This is a genomic window from Pseudomonas savastanoi, from assembly GCF_020917325.1.
GTDB lineage: Bacteria > Pseudomonadota > Gammaproteobacteria > Pseudomonadales > Pseudomonadaceae > Aquipseudomonas > Aquipseudomonas amygdali.
Genome location: NZ_CP076652.1, coordinates 5,634,347 through 5,649,224, shown reverse-complemented (window position 1 = coordinate 5,649,224; position 14,878 = coordinate 5,634,347). Strand labels below are relative to the sequence as shown.

At 59.3% G+C, this 14,878-nt stretch carries 13 protein-coding genes; 10 read left to right on the top strand and 3 right to left on the bottom strand.

What is annotated here, in order from left to right; genetic code table 11:
* Nucleotides 1-47 precede the first annotated feature (47 nt).
* From potA to KP808_RS24200, 3 genes are read left to right on the top strand one after another with little or no spacing between them, the layout of a single operon-like run.
* Nucleotides 48-1,190, top strand: a complete 1,143-nt coding sequence (gene potA, locus KP808_RS24210) for a polyamine ABC transporter ATP-binding protein (protein WP_230017076.1) — start codon at nucleotides 48-50, stop codon at nucleotides 1,188-1,190.
* Entirely contained in the window at nucleotides 1,187-2,107 is a 921-nt protein-coding gene (locus KP808_RS24205; protein WP_003372160.1) for an ABC transporter permease subunit, read from the top strand. The genes potA and KP808_RS24205 overlap by 4 nt, the downstream gene beginning before the upstream one ends.
* Entirely contained in the window at nucleotides 2,104-2,985 is an 882-nt protein-coding gene (locus tag KP808_RS24200) for an ABC transporter permease subunit (RefSeq protein WP_003318275.1), read from the top strand. The genes KP808_RS24205 and KP808_RS24200 overlap by 4 nt, the downstream gene beginning before the upstream one ends.
* A gap of 334 nt (nucleotides 2,986-3,319) precedes the next feature.
* On the opposite strand, the gene KP808_RS24195 is transcribed toward KP808_RS24200, so the two are convergent.
* Nucleotides 3,320-5,707 carry a penicillin acylase family protein gene (locus KP808_RS24195; protein ID WP_230017075.1) on the bottom strand — a complete coding sequence of 796 codons (2,388 nt, stop codon included), beginning with the start codon at nucleotides 5,705-5,707 and terminating at the stop codon, nucleotides 3,320-3,322.
* Nucleotides 5,708-5,977: 270 nt separating this feature from the next.
* On the opposite strand from KP808_RS24195, the gene KP808_RS24190 reads away from it, so the two are divergent.
* The gene (locus tag KP808_RS24190) at nucleotides 5,978-6,919 is read left to right on the top strand and encodes a phospholipase BipL (RefSeq protein WP_219170568.1); all 942 of its coding nucleotides are present in this window, start codon (nucleotides 5,978-5,980) and stop codon (nucleotides 6,917-6,919) included.
* 14 nt (nucleotides 6,920-6,933) lie between these two features.
* Here the strand turns inward: KP808_RS24190 and KP808_RS24185 are convergent, their stop codons facing one another.
* Nucleotides 6,934-7,686, bottom strand: a complete 753-nt coding sequence (locus KP808_RS24185; RefSeq protein ID WP_058400080.1) for a DUF2059 domain-containing protein — start codon at nucleotides 7,684-7,686, stop codon at nucleotides 6,934-6,936.
* Nucleotides 7,687-7,827: 141 nt separating this feature from the next.
* Between KP808_RS24185 and KP808_RS24180 the strand changes: the two genes are divergently transcribed.
* Together KP808_RS24180 and KP808_RS24175 are read left to right on the top strand one after the other, a co-directional pair.
* Nucleotides 7,828-8,463 (top strand): 2OG-Fe(II) oxygenase, encoded by a 636-nt coding sequence (locus KP808_RS24180; protein ID WP_193601293.1) that lies wholly within the window; start codon nucleotides 7,828-7,830, stop codon nucleotides 8,461-8,463.
* Nucleotides 8,464-8,599: 136 nt separating this feature from the next.
* Nucleotides 8,600-9,037, top strand: coding sequence for a DUF4399 domain-containing protein (locus tag KP808_RS24175; RefSeq protein ID WP_057453652.1), 438 nt, complete (start codon nucleotides 8,600-8,602; stop codon nucleotides 9,035-9,037).
* Nucleotides 9,038-9,221: 184 nt separating this feature from the next.
* Here KP808_RS24175 and serA read toward each other — a convergent pair whose 3' ends face one another.
* A complete protein-coding gene (gene serA / locus KP808_RS24170) occupies nucleotides 9,222-10,451 on the bottom strand; it encodes a phosphoglycerate dehydrogenase (RefSeq protein ID WP_002555754.1) in 1,230 nt (409 codons plus the stop codon).
* Nucleotides 10,452-10,612: 161 nt separating this feature from the next.
* On the opposite strand from serA, the gene KP808_RS24165 reads away from it, so the two are divergent.
* The 4 genes from KP808_RS24165 (at nucleotide 10,613) to KP808_RS24150 (ending at nucleotide 14,871) form a co-directional block, all read left to right on the top strand.
* Nucleotides 10,613-12,007: an FAD-binding oxidoreductase gene (locus tag KP808_RS24165; RefSeq protein WP_230017074.1), complete on the top strand. Its 1,395-nt coding sequence runs from the start codon at nucleotides 10,613-10,615 to the stop codon at nucleotides 12,005-12,007.
* Between the two features lie 67 nt (nucleotides 12,008-12,074).
* Nucleotides 12,075-12,740: a fumarylacetoacetate hydrolase family protein gene (locus KP808_RS24160; protein ID WP_058400082.1), complete on the top strand. Its 666-nt coding sequence runs from the start codon at nucleotides 12,075-12,077 to the stop codon at nucleotides 12,738-12,740.
* 182 nt (nucleotides 12,741-12,922) lie between these two features.
* A complete protein-coding gene (locus KP808_RS24155; RefSeq protein ID WP_230017073.1) occupies nucleotides 12,923-13,855 on the top strand; it encodes an SdiA-regulated domain-containing protein in 933 nt (310 codons plus the stop codon).
* 110 nt (nucleotides 13,856-13,965) lie between these two features.
* On the top strand, nucleotides 13,966-14,871 hold the full coding sequence (locus KP808_RS24150) for an SdiA-regulated domain-containing protein (RefSeq protein WP_230017072.1): 906 nt from the start codon (nucleotides 13,966-13,968) through the stop codon (nucleotides 14,869-14,871).
* The last annotated feature ends 7 nt before the right edge of the window (nucleotides 14,872-14,878 follow it).

The following is a 14,878-nucleotide window of genomic DNA, read 5'->3' as shown; positions in this document are numbered from 1 at the left end:
CACCCGGTCATATGGGCCGGGTTGCCTACCTGTTGGGAGTTTCACCCATGGCAGTTGCCTCCGGCGCCTACAAGAAAGCCATCGAAGGCGGTCAGCAACCCAAAGAGGTGCTGGTCAGGATCGATCGGGTCACGAAGAAGTTCGACGAGACGATTGCGGTGGACGACGTTTCCCTGCAAATCAACAAGGGCGAGATCTTCGCCCTGCTTGGCGGCTCCGGTTCCGGAAAGTCCACACTGCTGCGTATGCTGGCCGGTTTCGAGCGCCCGACCGAGGGGCGTATCTACCTCGACGGCGTCGACATTACAGACATGCCGCCGTACGAACGTCCGATCAACATGATGTTCCAGTCCTACGCACTGTTCCCGCACATGACCGTCGCGGACAACATCGCCTTTGGCCTGAAACAGGACAAGCTGGCCAAGCCGGAAATCGAAGCCCGCGTGGCGGAGATGCTCAAGCTGGTGCAGATGACCCAGTACGCCAAGCGCAAGCCGCATCAGCTGTCCGGCGGTCAGCGTCAGCGTGTGGCCCTGGCCCGTTCGCTGGCCAAAAAGCCCAAGCTTTTGCTGCTCGACGAGCCGATGGGCGCGCTGGACAAGAAACTGCGTTCGCAGATGCAACTGGAACTGGTAGAGATCATCGAGCGCGTCGGCGTGACTTGTGTGATGGTGACTCACGATCAGGAAGAGGCCATGACCATGGCCGAGCGCATCGCAATCATGCACCTGGGCTGGATCGCGCAGATCGGCAGCCCGATCGACATCTACGAAACCCCGACCAGCCGTCTGGTCTGCGAATTCATCGGCAGCGTCAACCTGTTCGAAGGTGACGTGATCGAAGACATGGAAGCCCACGCGCTGATCCGCAGCCCGGAGCTGGAGCGCAATATCTATGTCGGCCACGGCGTCAGTACGTCGGTGGAAGACAAGCACATCACCTACGCCTTGCGTCCGGAAAAACTGCTGGTTACCACTGAGCAACCCGGCTTCGAATACAACTGGTCGCGCGGCAAGGTCCACGACATCGCCTACCTGGGCGGTCATTCGGTGTTCTACGTCGAGCTGCCGGGCGGCAAACTGGTGCAGTCGTTCGTCGCCAACGCCGAGCGTCAGGGCGCGCGGCCTACCTGGGGCGATGAAGTCTACGTGTGGTGGGAAGACGACAGCGGCGTGGTACTGCGCTCATGAAAATCCGCAAGATCAAGCGCGCGTTCGAGCGCATAAAGCCGAACGGGCGGCAGATGGTCATCGGCGTGCCGTTCCTCTGGCTGTTCCTGTTCTTTGCCTTGCCGTTTTTGATCGTACTCAAGATCAGCTTCGCCGAAGCCGACGTCGCGATCCCGCCATACACCGAGATCTTCAGCTACGCCGACGAAAAGCTGCAGATGGTCCTCAACTTCGCCAACTACACCTTGCTCAGTGGCGATGACCTGTATGTTTCGGCCTATCTGGGCTCGCTGAAAATGGCCTTCATCAGCACTTTGCTGTGCCTGCTGATCGGCTATCCGATGGCCTATGCCATCGCCAGCGCCCGTAAAGACCTGCAAACCGTGCTGTTGCTGCTGATCATGATGCCGACCTGGACGGCGATCCTGATCCGCGTCTACGCCTGGATGGGCATCCTCAGCAACAACGGGCTGCTCAATGCATTCCTGATGTGGCTCGGGCTGATCGACGCGCCGTTGCAGATCCTCAACACCAACCTGGCGGTGTACATCGGCGTTGTCTATTCCTACCTGCCGTTCATGATCCTGCCGCTGTACGCCAACCTTGTGAAGCACGACACCAGCCTGCTGGAAGCCGCGTCCGACCTGGGTTCGAGCACCTTCAACAGTTTCTGGAAAATCACCGTACCGCTGTCCAAGAACGGTGTGATCGCCGGCTGCATGCTGGTATTCATTCCGGTGGTCGGCGAGTTCGTGATTCCCGAGCTGCTGGGTGGCCCGGAAACCCTGATGATCGGCCGCGTGCTGTGGCAGGAATTCTTCAATAACCGTGACTGGCCGGTGGCTTCGGCGCTGGCAGTCATCATGCTGCTGGTGCTGATCGTGCCTATCATCCTGTTCAACCGCAGTCAGGCCAAAGAACTGGAGGGCAAGGCATGAACCGCTTTCGATTCTCGAACCTGATGCTCGTTCTGGGTTTGCTGTTCATCTATGCGCCGATGGTGATTCTGGTCATCTACTCGTTCAACGCCTCGCAACTGGTGACGGTCTGGGGCGGCTGGTCGGTGAAGTGGTACGTCGGCCTGCTGGACAACTCGCAACTGATGGGCTCGGTGATGCGTTCGCTGGAAATCGCCTGCTATACCGCCGTTGCTGCGGTGGCGCTGGGGACGATGGCTGCGTTTGTGCTGACCCGCATCAGTCGCTTCAAGGGCCGGACGTTCTTTGGCGGGCTGGTAACTGCGCCGCTGGTAATGCCCGAAGTGATTACCGGCCTCTCGCTGTTGCTGCTGTTCGTCGCCATGGCGCAATTGATCGGTTGGCCGCAGGAGCGCGGCATCATGACCATCTGGATTGCGCACACGACGTTCTGCGCGGCCTACGTGGCAGTTGTGGTATCGGCGCGGCTGCGTGAGCTGGACCTGTCGATTGAAGAAGCGGCGATGGATCTGGGGGCGCGTCCGTGGAAGGTGTTCTTGCTGATCACCATCCCGATGATCGCGCCGTCGCTGGCAGCCGGCGGCATGATGTCGTTTGCACTGTCACTGGACGACCTGGTGCTCGCCAGCTTCGTCTCCGGGCCGGGCTCGACAACCTTGCCGATGGAAGTGTTCTCTGCCGTGCGTCTGGGCGTGAAGCCTGAAATCAACGCCGTGGCGAGCCTGATCCTGCTGGCCGTGTCACTGGCAACCTTTCTGGTCTGGTTCTTCACCCGCCGCGCCGAAAACAACCGCAAGCGTGCGATCCAGCAGGCTATCGAGGAAAGCGCGGCAGACGCCTGGAAGCAGCCTGATCCGAGGCGTGCTCCGGCTGCGTGAAGACCTGATCGTGCCCGGACTGCGTGGGAGCGAGCTTGCTCGCGAACTGCCGGGTACCGGCAGCAACTAGCTATCTGGGTTTATCGCTCCCACGCTCCAGCGTGGGAGCGCAGCTCTGGACGCTCTGCGTCCGATCTCGATAGCGCGGTGCTACGCAGACTTGTGACGCGGAGCGTCACGAAAGGCATGCCAACGCGGAGCATTGGCACGATGGTCAAACCCGGTTGTGCCTGATGTACCGCACGTGAAGGTTTCACTGTCGGTTCCCGACAGTTCGCGAGCAAGCTCGCTCCCACGAGAAGCCTCATTTCCGGGTTCGGCACAGAGAGTGTCTCTACGCCCCCGGCACCAGCCGCAAAACCCCTTCCGTATGCTCAGCCACGTCCTTCTCGCTGAAGCGCTGTGGCACGTACTCGCCACTCACAAACGCCTTGGCCTGATCCGAATAATGCTTGTCGAACGGCACGCCGCTTTGTCCCACCGGATTGATCCCCAGGCTGTGCGCCGGGTCGGCGAAGTCGATCAGGCGGCGGGTCGAGGGGCCGTAGCCGACGGGCCATGGGGCAGGGCGGATGCTGGATGACAGGTTGTTCGGCACTTCATGGGTGCCCGGCGCGGCATACGGGCCAACGTTGAAGATCATGTCCAGCGGCTTTTGCGACCCCATCGGATGCCCCTGAGTAAGGGTGTGCGCCTTGCCCCACACCCATTCATCCGGGTTGGTGCCGTACAGCGACCGCAAATGCGACACGCTGGCTCGCCAGGCTACCTTGACGGTATTGGCGCGGCTTTCTTCATGGGGTGAATTGCGATTGTTCCACCACGGCGAATCGGCGTCGGCGGCCAGACGCGGCAGGGCGGCGTCCAGTACGCGGGTCGACAGCAGCGTCTCGAACATTGTATCGCCCAGCTCGTCGTGGAATGTTTCTTCAGTCAGGTCGAACAGGAACTGGTTGAACAGTGTGGCACCCACCGAATCAACAGGGTAATCGCCTTTCCAGCTGGCCAGCCGCTCCACGAGGGCGAGTTCGTCCGGGTCGCTGACGACGCTGCGCAGTACCGGAATCAACGGTTTGAGAATGCTTGGTGCGTAATCGGTCTGCGTGCCCAATTGCAGCGCCTTGCTGGCTGCCAGGTCCCACTTGATGGTGGAGTCACTCAGTTGCCGGTTCAGTTCCTGGCCGCGCTCGGCCGGGTTGTAATAGCCGGGAATCTGCATGCCGGTCGGCGACAGCGGCTGGAAATTGGCGGACACGATGTAGCCACGCGCCGGGTTTTCTTCGTGCGGGTTGGCGCTGAACGGGTAAAAGCCGAGCTTATCGGCCTGTGCCGTGCTGCCGTCCAGAATGAAAGTGGGGTTGACGCCCTGCGGACGGATCGGCAGTTGCGCGGCCGCCCACCAGCCGATATCGCCTTTGGCGTTGGCCCAGACGATATTGAGGCCCGGCGACTGAATCTTCTCGGCCGCGCTACGCATCTTGTCCAGCGTATCGGCGCGGTTGGTCTCATAGAAACCGTCCAGCACCGGATTGGCGGATGCCAGAAACGACCACCACATCGCGATTGGCGTCTGGCCGGCGTTCTTGCCCATCACATTGTTGACGATCGGTCCGTGCGGCGATTCGAGCAGCGTCAGTGTGACCGGGGCCTGGCCCTTGACGGTGATTTGCTGCTCGGTGCGTTTCATGTCCACCCATTGCCCGTGGTACCAGACCTGATTCGGGTTGTCCGGGTTGGTCTTCTCGGCGATCAGATCCACGTCGTCGTTCTGAAACATGGTCAGGCTCCAGCCGAAATCCATGTTATGGCCCAGCAGTGCGAACGGGTTGAGCGCCGGAAAGTGCCCGTACAGTTCGAAACCCGGCGCCGATAGCTGCGCTTCGTACCATATCGAAGGCACCGAGAAGCGGATGTGCGGGTCGCCCGCGAGAATCGGCTTGCCGCTTTGCGTGCGGCTGCCGGAAATCACCCAGGCGTTGCTACCCTCGAATTGCGGCAGGCCAGCATCTTCAAGCGTCTTGTGACTCAACTGCGCCAGTTGATTCAGACCCTTCCAGTCGGCGTCGGCCAGTGCCGGTTTCGAGTCGAGCATGCCGTCCGGGTGCCAGTCCAGGTCGAAGACTTTCAAGTACTCCGGGCCGAGCTGGTCGCGGACGTAGGTCAGAAGTGGCTCGGTTCTGAACGCCGCAGCAAAACTGTAAGCCAGATAGCCGGCGATGCTGACCGTGTCTTCTGTGGTGAACGGTCGTCTGGGAATGCCCAGCGCGTCGAACTCCATGGGCCTTGCGTGGGTATCCTGATACTGGTTGATGCCGTCGATGTAGGCTTCCAGCGCTTTCCAGGTGGGGGTGTTCTTGTCCTGGTGTGCGACATACGCATCCGCATGTTCACGAATGCGCAGGCTGCGAAACAGCTTGTCGGTCTCGAGCAGATTCGGCCCCAGTACTTCTGCCAGCTCACCGCGTGCCAGGCGACGCAGCATTTCCATCTGGAACAGCCGGTCCTGAGCATGGGCATAGCCGAGCGCGCGGTAAAGGTCGGCTTCGTTCTCGGCGCGGATGTGCGGCACGCCACGCTCGTCGTAGCGCAGGGTGACGGGGGCCTGAAGACGGCTCATGGCGATCTCGCCGTCACGTACCGGCAGTTTGCTATTTACGTACCAGCCCGCGCCACCCGCAAGCAGGGCGAAGATGATGGCTAGAATGAAGAGGCTGCGTTTCATCCGGTTTCTCTGTAAATGGCGTAGGCGGGAATTAAGACTATCGTTGTGACGCAGTTGATTCGATGAAACCCGATACAAGAGCCCGTTCGAAACGGCTTCAGGGCGAATTCGGGCAGGTGAGCTCGCGAGCATCGCCCAATGTGCAGACAGCAATGTGCACGTTCAATGACAGATGTCTGCGATTACAGCCGCTTAGCTTGCCATGCCGGGGCAGACAGAAGAATATCGTTACACAACTTTACGAGTCATTTGTTGAAATCTGGAAACCACATGTCCGTCACGTTCGACCCCGATAACCTGCGTGCCAGCCTGCTGCCGCTGAGCGTTATTGATCCGCTTTCCATGGAGGGACTGGCTTATCAGCGCTTCTACGGTCTTGCCGGACTGTGTGGCGAAAACGTCATACGCAGCTGGCTGGGGCGCCTCGATGTGGCGGGCTATGAGGTGGTCGGGCAGGTCTGGCTGCCTGACAATCCGGTCGCCACGCTGTTTCTGTTTCACGGCTTCTATGACCACATGGGCCTGTACCGGCATGTAATCGAGTGGGCTCTGGAGCAAGGCTTTGCCGTGATCGCCTGCGACCTGCCGGGGCATGGTCTGTCGAGCGGCAGTCGCGCCTGTATCAATGACTTCGCCGAATACCAACTGGTGTTGCAACGCCTGCTGCTCGAAGCCGAAGGCCTTGGCCTGCCACATCCCTGGCACCTGTGCGGACAAAGCATGGGTGGGGCCATCGTGACCGATCACCTGCTTCATCAGGGGCATGACACGCCTGCGCAAGGTGAGGTGATCCTGCTGGCACCGCTGGTCAGGCCAAGGGCCTGGGGATGGTCGCGGTTGAGTTATCACCTGCTCAAACCGTTCGTAAACGGCATTGCCCGGCGTTTCACCGAAAACTCCAATGCGCCCGCGTTCCTGCCTTTTCTGATGGCCGATCCGTTACAGCCGCTGCGGCTGCCCACGGCCTGGGTCGGCGCGTTGTCGCAATGGATCGTGCGTATTGAGCGCGCGCCGCGCAGCCTGCGCAGCCCGTTGATCATTCAAGGTGACGCAGACATGACGGTCGACTGGTCTCACAACCTCACGGTTCTGAAAGGCAAGTTCAGCCAGCCACAAATCCTGATGCTGGGGCACGCCCGGCATCATCTGGCCAATGAATCGCCGGAGTTACGGGCAAGGTACTTTGATTTTCTGGAAGGGCGTTTGCGCTAAGCCGTCGGTACCGATCAGGGGTTCAGGCTCGACGCACTCTGCCCGACGGCCAGACCGGCGCGAATCGCAGCCAGTGCGGCCTGATAATAGGCTTTGCCTTCCGGCGACTCGGCGAAGGTCGAGAACTCTTCAAGTTCAGGGTCGGACAGGTCGCGGTACACATACAGCAGCGTGTTGTTCAGGTCGGCGCTGATCTGCGCCATCAGCCTTTCGCGCTGGCCTTCGAGCATGCCTTGCGCCTGACCGCCGCCCAACAGGCCGGGAATCATCTGGCTCAGGCTGTCGGCGGCAACGCCTGCGATGGCCAGGCTGACTTCCGCCCCGGCCTGTCTGGCTGGCAGCGCCTGGGCCAGGTGGCCAATCAGCAACTGACGCGTGGCATCCGCTTCGATATGTGGCAGCCCTTGCGCGTGCTTGGCTAACTGGTCGGCGCGGGTGGCGGTCAGCTCGGCGTTGACGATCTTGCGGCCCAACGGCGACTGAAAGAATTGCAGCGAGGGCTTGGGGTCCTTGAGGCTTTCACGCAGGCGCCTGGACGCGCGCTGATCCATGGCCTGTGGGGAAAAACGCTGATTGCTGTTATTGACCAGCGCTTGATAAACCGCAGGCGGCAGGTTGTTGCTGTAGCGCTGTTGGGCAGCCTTGAGAGCATCGTTGAAATGCGCGCGCTGTTCCGGCCAGCCTGCGGCCTTGTACAACTGATCGTAGCTGTCTGCCCAGGCAGGGGAGGTGCAGAACATCAACAGCAAAACAAACAAACGACGCATTGGGGACTCCTGTCGGCAGGCCGCTATTCTCCGGGTGTTAGCGTGGATTTGTCGAGTTATGAGTGCCGCCAGCGAGTGAAATCTCACGCGTGTGATACTGCATGTATACGCCTCTGTCAGATTTCATGGCTTATCGATACTATGCACGCCATGCGCATACCCTCTGACCACCCACTGCTGTTGCGAATCGTCGACGACCTGGCCGCCAACGGCTGGTCGCAGCAGAATGTTTTCCTGCCCGAAGCTCTGACTCTTGAACTTGAGCAAGAGTGCCGAAAACGTGCTGCCGAAGGTGAGCTGGAGCCTGCCGCTATTGGCAAGGGGGTAGCGCAGGAAATACGCGAAGGCATTCGTGGTGACCGCATTCAGTGGCTTGAAGCGGGGCAGGTGCAGTGTTGCGACAGCTATCTGGAATTGATGGAAAGCCTGCGTCAGGCGCTCAATCGCGGCCTTTTTCTGGGGCTGGAGGACTATGAAAGCCATTTTGCGCTGTATCCACCGGGTGCCCGCTACCTCAGGCATGTGGATCGCTTTCGCGATGATGACAAGCGCATGGTGTCGGCGGTGCTCTACCTCAACAATGCCTGGCTGCCCGAGCATGGCGGCCAGTTGCGTATGTATCTCAAGGACGATGTAGCTTACGACGTCCAGCCTACAGGCGGTTGCCTGGTGGTTTTTCTGTCCGGTGATATTCCCCACGAAGTCATGCCTGCCAGCCGTGATCGACTGTCACTGACAGGCTGGTTCAGGCGCCGCAGCAATGAGTTGTTCCAGTGACCTGTAGCCCGTTCATGAAAACTGTTTCATCAATGCAGTGAGCCATTGAGCCCGGCTGCGGTCTATCGTGAGCACTCCTGAACCGACGGATTTGTTGTGTGAGGGTCGACTTACGTCAACTGTAATCGGAGCAATCATGAAATCCTTATTTTCTGGAACGATGGTCGCGGGCCTGTTGCTCAGCGCATCCATGCTGGTCAGCGCCGCCGATATGCCACGCACTGCATCCCCTGAAGGCGCCGAGGTGTACATCATCTCGCCCAAGGACGGTGAAACCGTCACCTCACCGTTCACGGTGCAATTCGGCCTCAAGGGCATGGGTGTCGCGCCTGCGGGTGTCGATGTTCCCGAGACCGGTCACCATCACCTGCTGATCGACGTGAAGGACCAGCCGTCGATGAATGCGCCGCTGCCGGTCAGTGACAACATCCGCCACTTCGGCAAGGGCCAGACCGAAACCGAAATCAACCTGCCGCCTGGTCAGCACACATTGCAATTGCTGATGGGCGACAAAGGCCATATGCCGCTGAACCCGTCGGTCGAGTCAAAGAAGATCACGATCAATGTGAAGTAGGGCTGTCAGTGCTTGTGTGACGCCAAGCGTCACGAACGGCACTCCCACGCTGGAGCCTGGAAGAATACTTATCGTGCCCATGCTCCGCGTGGGCATGCAGTTCTGGACGCTCTGCGTCCGATCTTGAGGGGGCTTGTAGCGGAAGGCGCGCCCATGCAGAGCATGGGCACGCTGATCAGGGCGATCAGAACAGAACGCGGCTGCGGATGGTGCCTTTGATCTGTTGCAGCTTGGCTTGTGCCAAATCCGAGTACTCGGCGTCGACGTCGATGACCACGTAACCGACTTTCTCGTTGGTCTGCAGGAACTGACCGGAGATGTTGATGCCGTTCTCGGCGAAGACCTTGTTGATCTCGCTGAGCACGCCCGGGATGTTCTCGTGGATGTGCAGCAGGCGATGCTTGCCAGGGTGAGCAGGCAAGGCCACTTCCGGGAAGTTGACCGACGACACCGAGGTACCGTTGTCGCTGTACTTGACCAGCTTTTCTGCGACTTCCAGACCGATGTTGGCCTGCGCTTCGGCAGTGGAACCACCGATGTGCGGGGTCAGGATCACGTTGTCCAGGCCACGCAGCGGGCTTTCGAAGATGTCGTCGTTCGAGCGTGGCTCGACCGGGAACACGTCGATTGCAGCGCCGATCAGGTGCTTGTCCTTGATCGCGTCGGCCAGGGCGTCCAGCTCAACGACTGTGCCGCGAGCCGCGTTGATCAGGATGCTGCCCTTTTTCATCGCGCGAATTTCTTTTTCGCCGATCATCCACTGGGTTTCCGAGGTTTCCGGCACGTGCAGGGTAACGATATCGGACATGCCCAGCAGCTCGTTCAGGCTGGACACCTGAGTCGCGTTGCCCAGTGGCAGCTTGGTCAGCGTGTCGTAGAAGTACACCTGCATGCCCAGGCCTTCGGCCAGCACCGACAGTTGCGTACCGATCGAGCCATAGCCAATGATGCCGAGTTTCTTGCCACGGATTTCGAAAGAGTTGGCCGCGCTTTTGATCCAGCCGCCACGGTGGCAGGAAGCGTTCTTCTCGGGGATACCGCGCAGCAGCAGGATGGCTTCGGCCAGTACCAGTTCGGCGACCGAACGGGTGTTGGAGTAGGGCGCATTGAACACTGCAATACCACGCTCACGCGCTGCATTGAGGTCAACCTGGTTGGTGCCGATGCAGAAGCAGCCGACGGCAACCAGTTTCTTGGCGCAATCGAACAGCTCTTCAGTCAACTGAGTGCGGGAGCGGATACCGATGAAGTGTGCGTCGGCGATCTTTTCTTTCAGTTCGGCTTCCGGCAGAGACTTGGTGTGGTACTCGATGCTGGTGTAGCCGGCTGCCTTGAGGACGTCGACAGCGGACTGATGGACGCCTTCGAGAAGAAGGAACTTGATCTTGCTCTTGTCGAGGGAAGTCTTGCTCATCTGCGTAAACCTGTGTCCCGAAGAAAATTGGCAGGGGGTGCCCGGTTCGGCTCTGGGCACGACTCACGGGGGGCGTATGCTAGCATATGAGCCCCGCGAAACCTCATCCCGTAACGTGAACCGTTCTCAGGATGCCCATGAATTGTTCGAGAGTTGAGTCCATGACTGATCGCGCTTTGATTGATGAGCTGCAGACCCTGGTTGACACCGGCAAGGTGCTGACCGATGCCGATTCTCTGCAGACTTACGGCAAGGACTGGACCAAACAATTCACCCCCGCGCCACTGGCTATCGTGTTTCCCAAAACCACCGAACAAGTGCAGGCGATCGTGCGCTGGGCCAACCAGCGGCGTGTGGCGCTGGTGCCGTCTGGCGGGCGCACCGGGCTTTCTGCGGCAGCAGTGGCAGCCAACGGTGAAGTGGTCGTTTCGTTCGACTACATGAATCAGGTGCTGGAGCTGAATCTGACCGACCGTACGGCAGTCTGCCAGCCCGGTGTGATCACTCGCCAGTTGCAGGCGCTGGCTGAAGAAAGCGGCCTTTATTACCCGGTCGACTTTGCCTCTTCGGGCTCCAGCCAGATCGGCGGCAATATCGGCACCAATGCCGGCGGGATAAAGGTCATTCGCTACGGTATGACCCGCAACTGGGTCGCGGGCCTGAAAGTGGTCACTGGCAAGGGTGATCTGCTGGAGCTGAACAAGGACCTGATCAAGAACGCCACCGGCTATGACCTGCGACAACTGTTCATCGGTGCCGAGGGCACGCTGGGTTTTGTTGTCGAAGCCACCATGCGCCTTGATCGTGCGCCGAAGAACCTCACCGCGATGGTGCTGGGCACCTCTGACTTCAACTCGATCATGCCGGTGCTGCATGCCTTTCACGGCAAGCTCGACCTGACGGCGTTCGAGTTCTTCTCCGACAAATCCTTCGCCCGCGTCATGGCGCGCGGTGACGTACCGTCGCCCTTCGACACGCCATGCCCGTTCTATGTATTGCTGGAGTTCGAGGCGACCACCGAAGACCTGGCCGATCAGGCGCTGGCGACCTTTGAGCATTGCGTGGAGCAGGGCTGGGTGCTGGACGGGGTGATGAGCCAGAGCGAACAGCAGTTGCGCAACCTGTGGAAGCTGCGCGAATACATATCCGAAACCATCTCGCACTTCACCCCGTACAAGAACGACATCTCGGTCACTGTCTCGAAAGTACCGGAATTTCTGGCTGAAATCGATGCCATCGTCGCCAAGTACTATCCTGACTTCGAAGTGCTCTGGTACGGCCACATCGGCGACGGCAACCTGCACTTGAACATCCTCAAGCCCGAAAGCCTCGACAAGGACGAGTTCTTCGTCAAATGTGCCCGGGTCAACAAGTGGGTATTCGAGACTGTCGAAAAGTACAACGGCTCGATTTCCGCCGAGCACGGGGTCGGGATGACCAAGCGCGACTATTTGACGTACAGTCGCTCGCCGGTCGAAATCGAATACATGAAAGCGTTGAAAGCGGTGTTCGACCCCAATGGCATCATGAATCCGGGGAAAATATTCGCCGTTTGATGCCTGTCGTATGGTGCATCGCCACGCTAAAACAGCCACGCCACACTTATCAGCCTCAGGAGACGTCATGAGCTACCAGCACAAATATGTCGATGGCACCAACATCCACTTCCCGCTGGGCAAGGTGGTTTGCATCGGCCGTAACTATGCCGAGCACGCCAAGGAGCTGGGCAACCCGGTGCCTACCGAACCATTGCTGTTCATGAAGCCCGGCAGCGCAGTGGTTGCGCTGGAAGACAGTTTCACTATTCCGGCAGACCGCGGCTCGGTGCATTACGAAGCAGAGATCGTTGTCCTGATCGGCAAGCCCTTGAGCAAGAATCCGTCCCGTGAAGAAGTGCTCGACGCGATCAGCGGCTTTGCGCCCGGTCTGGACCTGACCCTGCGTGATGTCCAGTCGCGTCTGCGTGAGAAGGGCCTGCCGTGGGAGCTGGCCAAGTGCTTTGATGGCGCTGCAGTGATCCCGCCTTTCGTTCCGGCTGGCACCTTTACTGACCTGACAGATATCGGCATTCGTCTGACCATCAACGGCAAAGTGGTGCAGGACGGTAACAGCAGCCTGATGCTCAACCCGATTGTGCCGATGATCCAGCACATGGCAGCCAACTTCTCGTTGCAGGCCGGTGACCTGATCATGACCGGCACGCCTGCTGGCGTGGGGCCATTTGAGGCCGGTGACGAAATCGTCCTGGAGCTGGTTGGGCAGGCGCCGTTCAGCAGCGTCGTTCGCTAACTGCGCAGCCGCTTGCTGCAGTACCCAAAGCCACACGAGGTCATTCTCGGGTGGCTTTTGTTTATCCGGTGGTTGATAGTTCAGTCGATTTTGCGTTTTTTTCACACCTGCTCTGGATAATCCCGCCGACCCGTGCGGGCACCCATGTCGTCATGAAGTCTCATCTGCTCAGGAATACTTGAATGGCCCTTCCTGCCTCAACGCCCTCTCGCGCAAAAAAACGCTTCGCCTTCATACGCACACTGCGTTGGTATTCGTGGCTGCTGCTGGCTGTCGTGCTGGGCTATGGCCTGTCTCACATCATGCATTGGGATGATCGCGGGCTGCTTTGGCTCAAGGAACGGTTCGAGAGCAACGAAGAGCGCAGCGCAAGTATCTGGCTGCCGGACTATCACGTAGATATCGATGCCAAGGCGCTGCCGGGCATGGAAAAGGACGAGGCTTCTGATCTGTCCTACAGCCCGGCCACCAAAACGCTGTTTGCGGTCATGGGCAAGAATGCATTTCTGGTGGAGTTGACGCTCACCGGCGATGTCTTGCGCAAGATTCCGCTGGTGGGCTGGAGCAATCCAGAGGGGGTTGCCGTCATGAATGACGGGTTGATCGCGATTACCGATGAGCGTCAGCACAAGCTGACCATCGTCAAGGTGACGGCCGATACCAGCACCCTGAACATCGCGGATTTCCCCCAGTACGAACTGGGCAAGTCTGCAAACCAGAACAAGGGTTTCGAAGGCATTGCCTGGGACCCGCGTCGCCAGCAGTTGCTGCTCGGTGAAGAACGTCCACCGGCGCTGTTCACCTGGCAAAGTAACGGCAGTGATGTGCTCAACGGCGACAAGCAGAAACTCCCGAACCGCTCTCTGGACATGCGCAACCTTTCCTCGCTGAGCATCGACCCGCGTACCGGCCACATGCTGGCGCTCTCTGCCGATTCGCATCTGTTGCTGGAAGTCGACGAACAGGGCGAGCAGGTGAGCTTCATGACCCTGCTGGGCGGTATGAATGGCTTGAAGAATACGATTCCACGCGCAGAAGGTGTTGCGCTGGATGAAGCCGGGACGTTGTACATGGTCAGCGAACCGAACCTGTTCTATTCGTTTCGCAAGCACTGAGCCAGGACGGCAGCCACATAGCTGATAATCAAATAGCACTGCGCCATTAAGTTTGCTTTCAGAATGGCGTGGTATCAATGCCGCCCGCTCAACCTGTCCGAGTCACCTCAATGCGTCGTTCTACCCGCTCTTTACTCCTGCTTCTGGCCCTTGTTCCGTTGGCGGTGCTGTTCATGCTCGCCAATGAGCGATACCGCTACGTGGAGCGCGTGCTGTTCGACTGGCAAGTTTTCTGGCAGTCCGACTCGCTCCATTCCATCGGGCTCGATCAGTATCGTGTCGTGACAGAAGAAAAGGTGATCGAGGGGCTTGAGGATGATGTTTCCGGCCTCAGCTACGACCCGGACCGCAAGAGCCTGTTCACGGTGACCAACCAGAACCCCGAACTGGTCGAACTGAGCCTGGATGGCAAGGTGTTGCGGCGCATTCCGCTGGTTGGTTTCGGCGATGCCGAAGCTGTCGAATACATCAGCCCCGGCGTTTACGTCATCAGCGACGAGCGTCAACTGCGGCTGATTCAGATTCATGTGGATGACAGCACAAAAAGCCTGAACGCCGCCGATGCCGAGCAACTGACGCTGGGGATAAGTACCAGCGGCAATAAAGGCTATGAAGGGCTGGCCTATGATTCGGTCGGCAGGCGCCTGTTTGTCGCCAGAGAGCGTGACCCGGTGCAGATCATTGAAGTGCGTGGCTTTCCAAAGACCGATCTTCAGGCCCCCGGCAACCTGCAGGTCATTGCCAACAGCAAGCGCGATGGCCGACTTTCGGTTCGTGATCTTTCCAGCCTGCAATTCGATGAGATCAGCGGCCACCTGCTGGCCTTGTCCGATGAGTCGAAGCGGATTCTCGAACTTGACACCAGTGGTCACCCGATTGGCAGCAGCTCACTGGCAAAAGGGGCGATGGGCCTGAGCAAGGGCGTGCCGCAGGCTGAAGGGATGGCCATGGACGCAGAGGGAACGCTGTATCTGGTGAGCGAGCCGAACCTGTTTTACGTATTCCGCAAGCCTTGAGCCTGTG

Bases quoted from the DNA above. Each gene is read 5' to 3' on its own strand.
- KP808_RS24165 (WP_230017074.1), top strand. From the start codon at position 10,613: ATGACTGATCGCGCTTTGATTGATGAGCTGCAGACCCTGGTTGACACC.
- KP808_RS24175 (WP_057453652.1), top strand. From the start codon at position 8,600: ATGAAATCCTTATTTTCTGGAACGATGGTCGCGGGCCTGTTGCTCAGC.
- KP808_RS24205 (WP_003372160.1), top strand. From the start codon at position 1,187: ATGAAAATCCGCAAGATCAAGCGCGCGTTCGAGCGCATAAAGCCGAAC.
- KP808_RS24150 (WP_230017072.1), top strand. From the start codon at position 13,966: ATGCGTCGTTCTACCCGCTCTTTACTCCTGCTTCTGGCCCTTGTTCCG.
- KP808_RS24185 (WP_058400080.1), bottom strand. From the start codon at position 7,686: ATGCGTCGTTTGTTTGTTTTGCTGTTGATGTTCTGCACCTCCCCTGCC.
- KP808_RS24190 (WP_219170568.1), top strand. From the start codon at position 5,978: ATGTCCGTCACGTTCGACCCCGATAACCTGCGTGCCAGCCTGCTGCCG.
- KP808_RS24180 (WP_193601293.1), top strand. From the start codon at position 7,828: ATGCACGCCATGCGCATACCCTCTGACCACCCACTGCTGTTGCGAATC.
- serA (WP_002555754.1), bottom strand. From the start codon at position 10,451: ATGAGCAAGACTTCCCTCGACAAGAGCAAGATCAAGTTCCTTCTTCTC.
- KP808_RS24200 (WP_003318275.1), top strand. From the start codon at position 2,104: ATGAACCGCTTTCGATTCTCGAACCTGATGCTCGTTCTGGGTTTGCTG.
- KP808_RS24160 (WP_058400082.1), top strand. From the start codon at position 12,075: ATGAGCTACCAGCACAAATATGTCGATGGCACCAACATCCACTTCCCG.
- potA (WP_230017076.1), top strand. From the start codon at position 48: ATGGCAGTTGCCTCCGGCGCCTACAAGAAAGCCATCGAAGGCGGTCAG.
- KP808_RS24155 (WP_230017073.1), top strand. From the start codon at position 12,923: ATGGCCCTTCCTGCCTCAACGCCCTCTCGCGCAAAAAAACGCTTCGCC.
- KP808_RS24195 (WP_230017075.1), bottom strand. From the start codon at position 5,707: ATGAAACGCAGCCTCTTCATTCTAGCCATCATCTTCGCCCTGCTTGCG.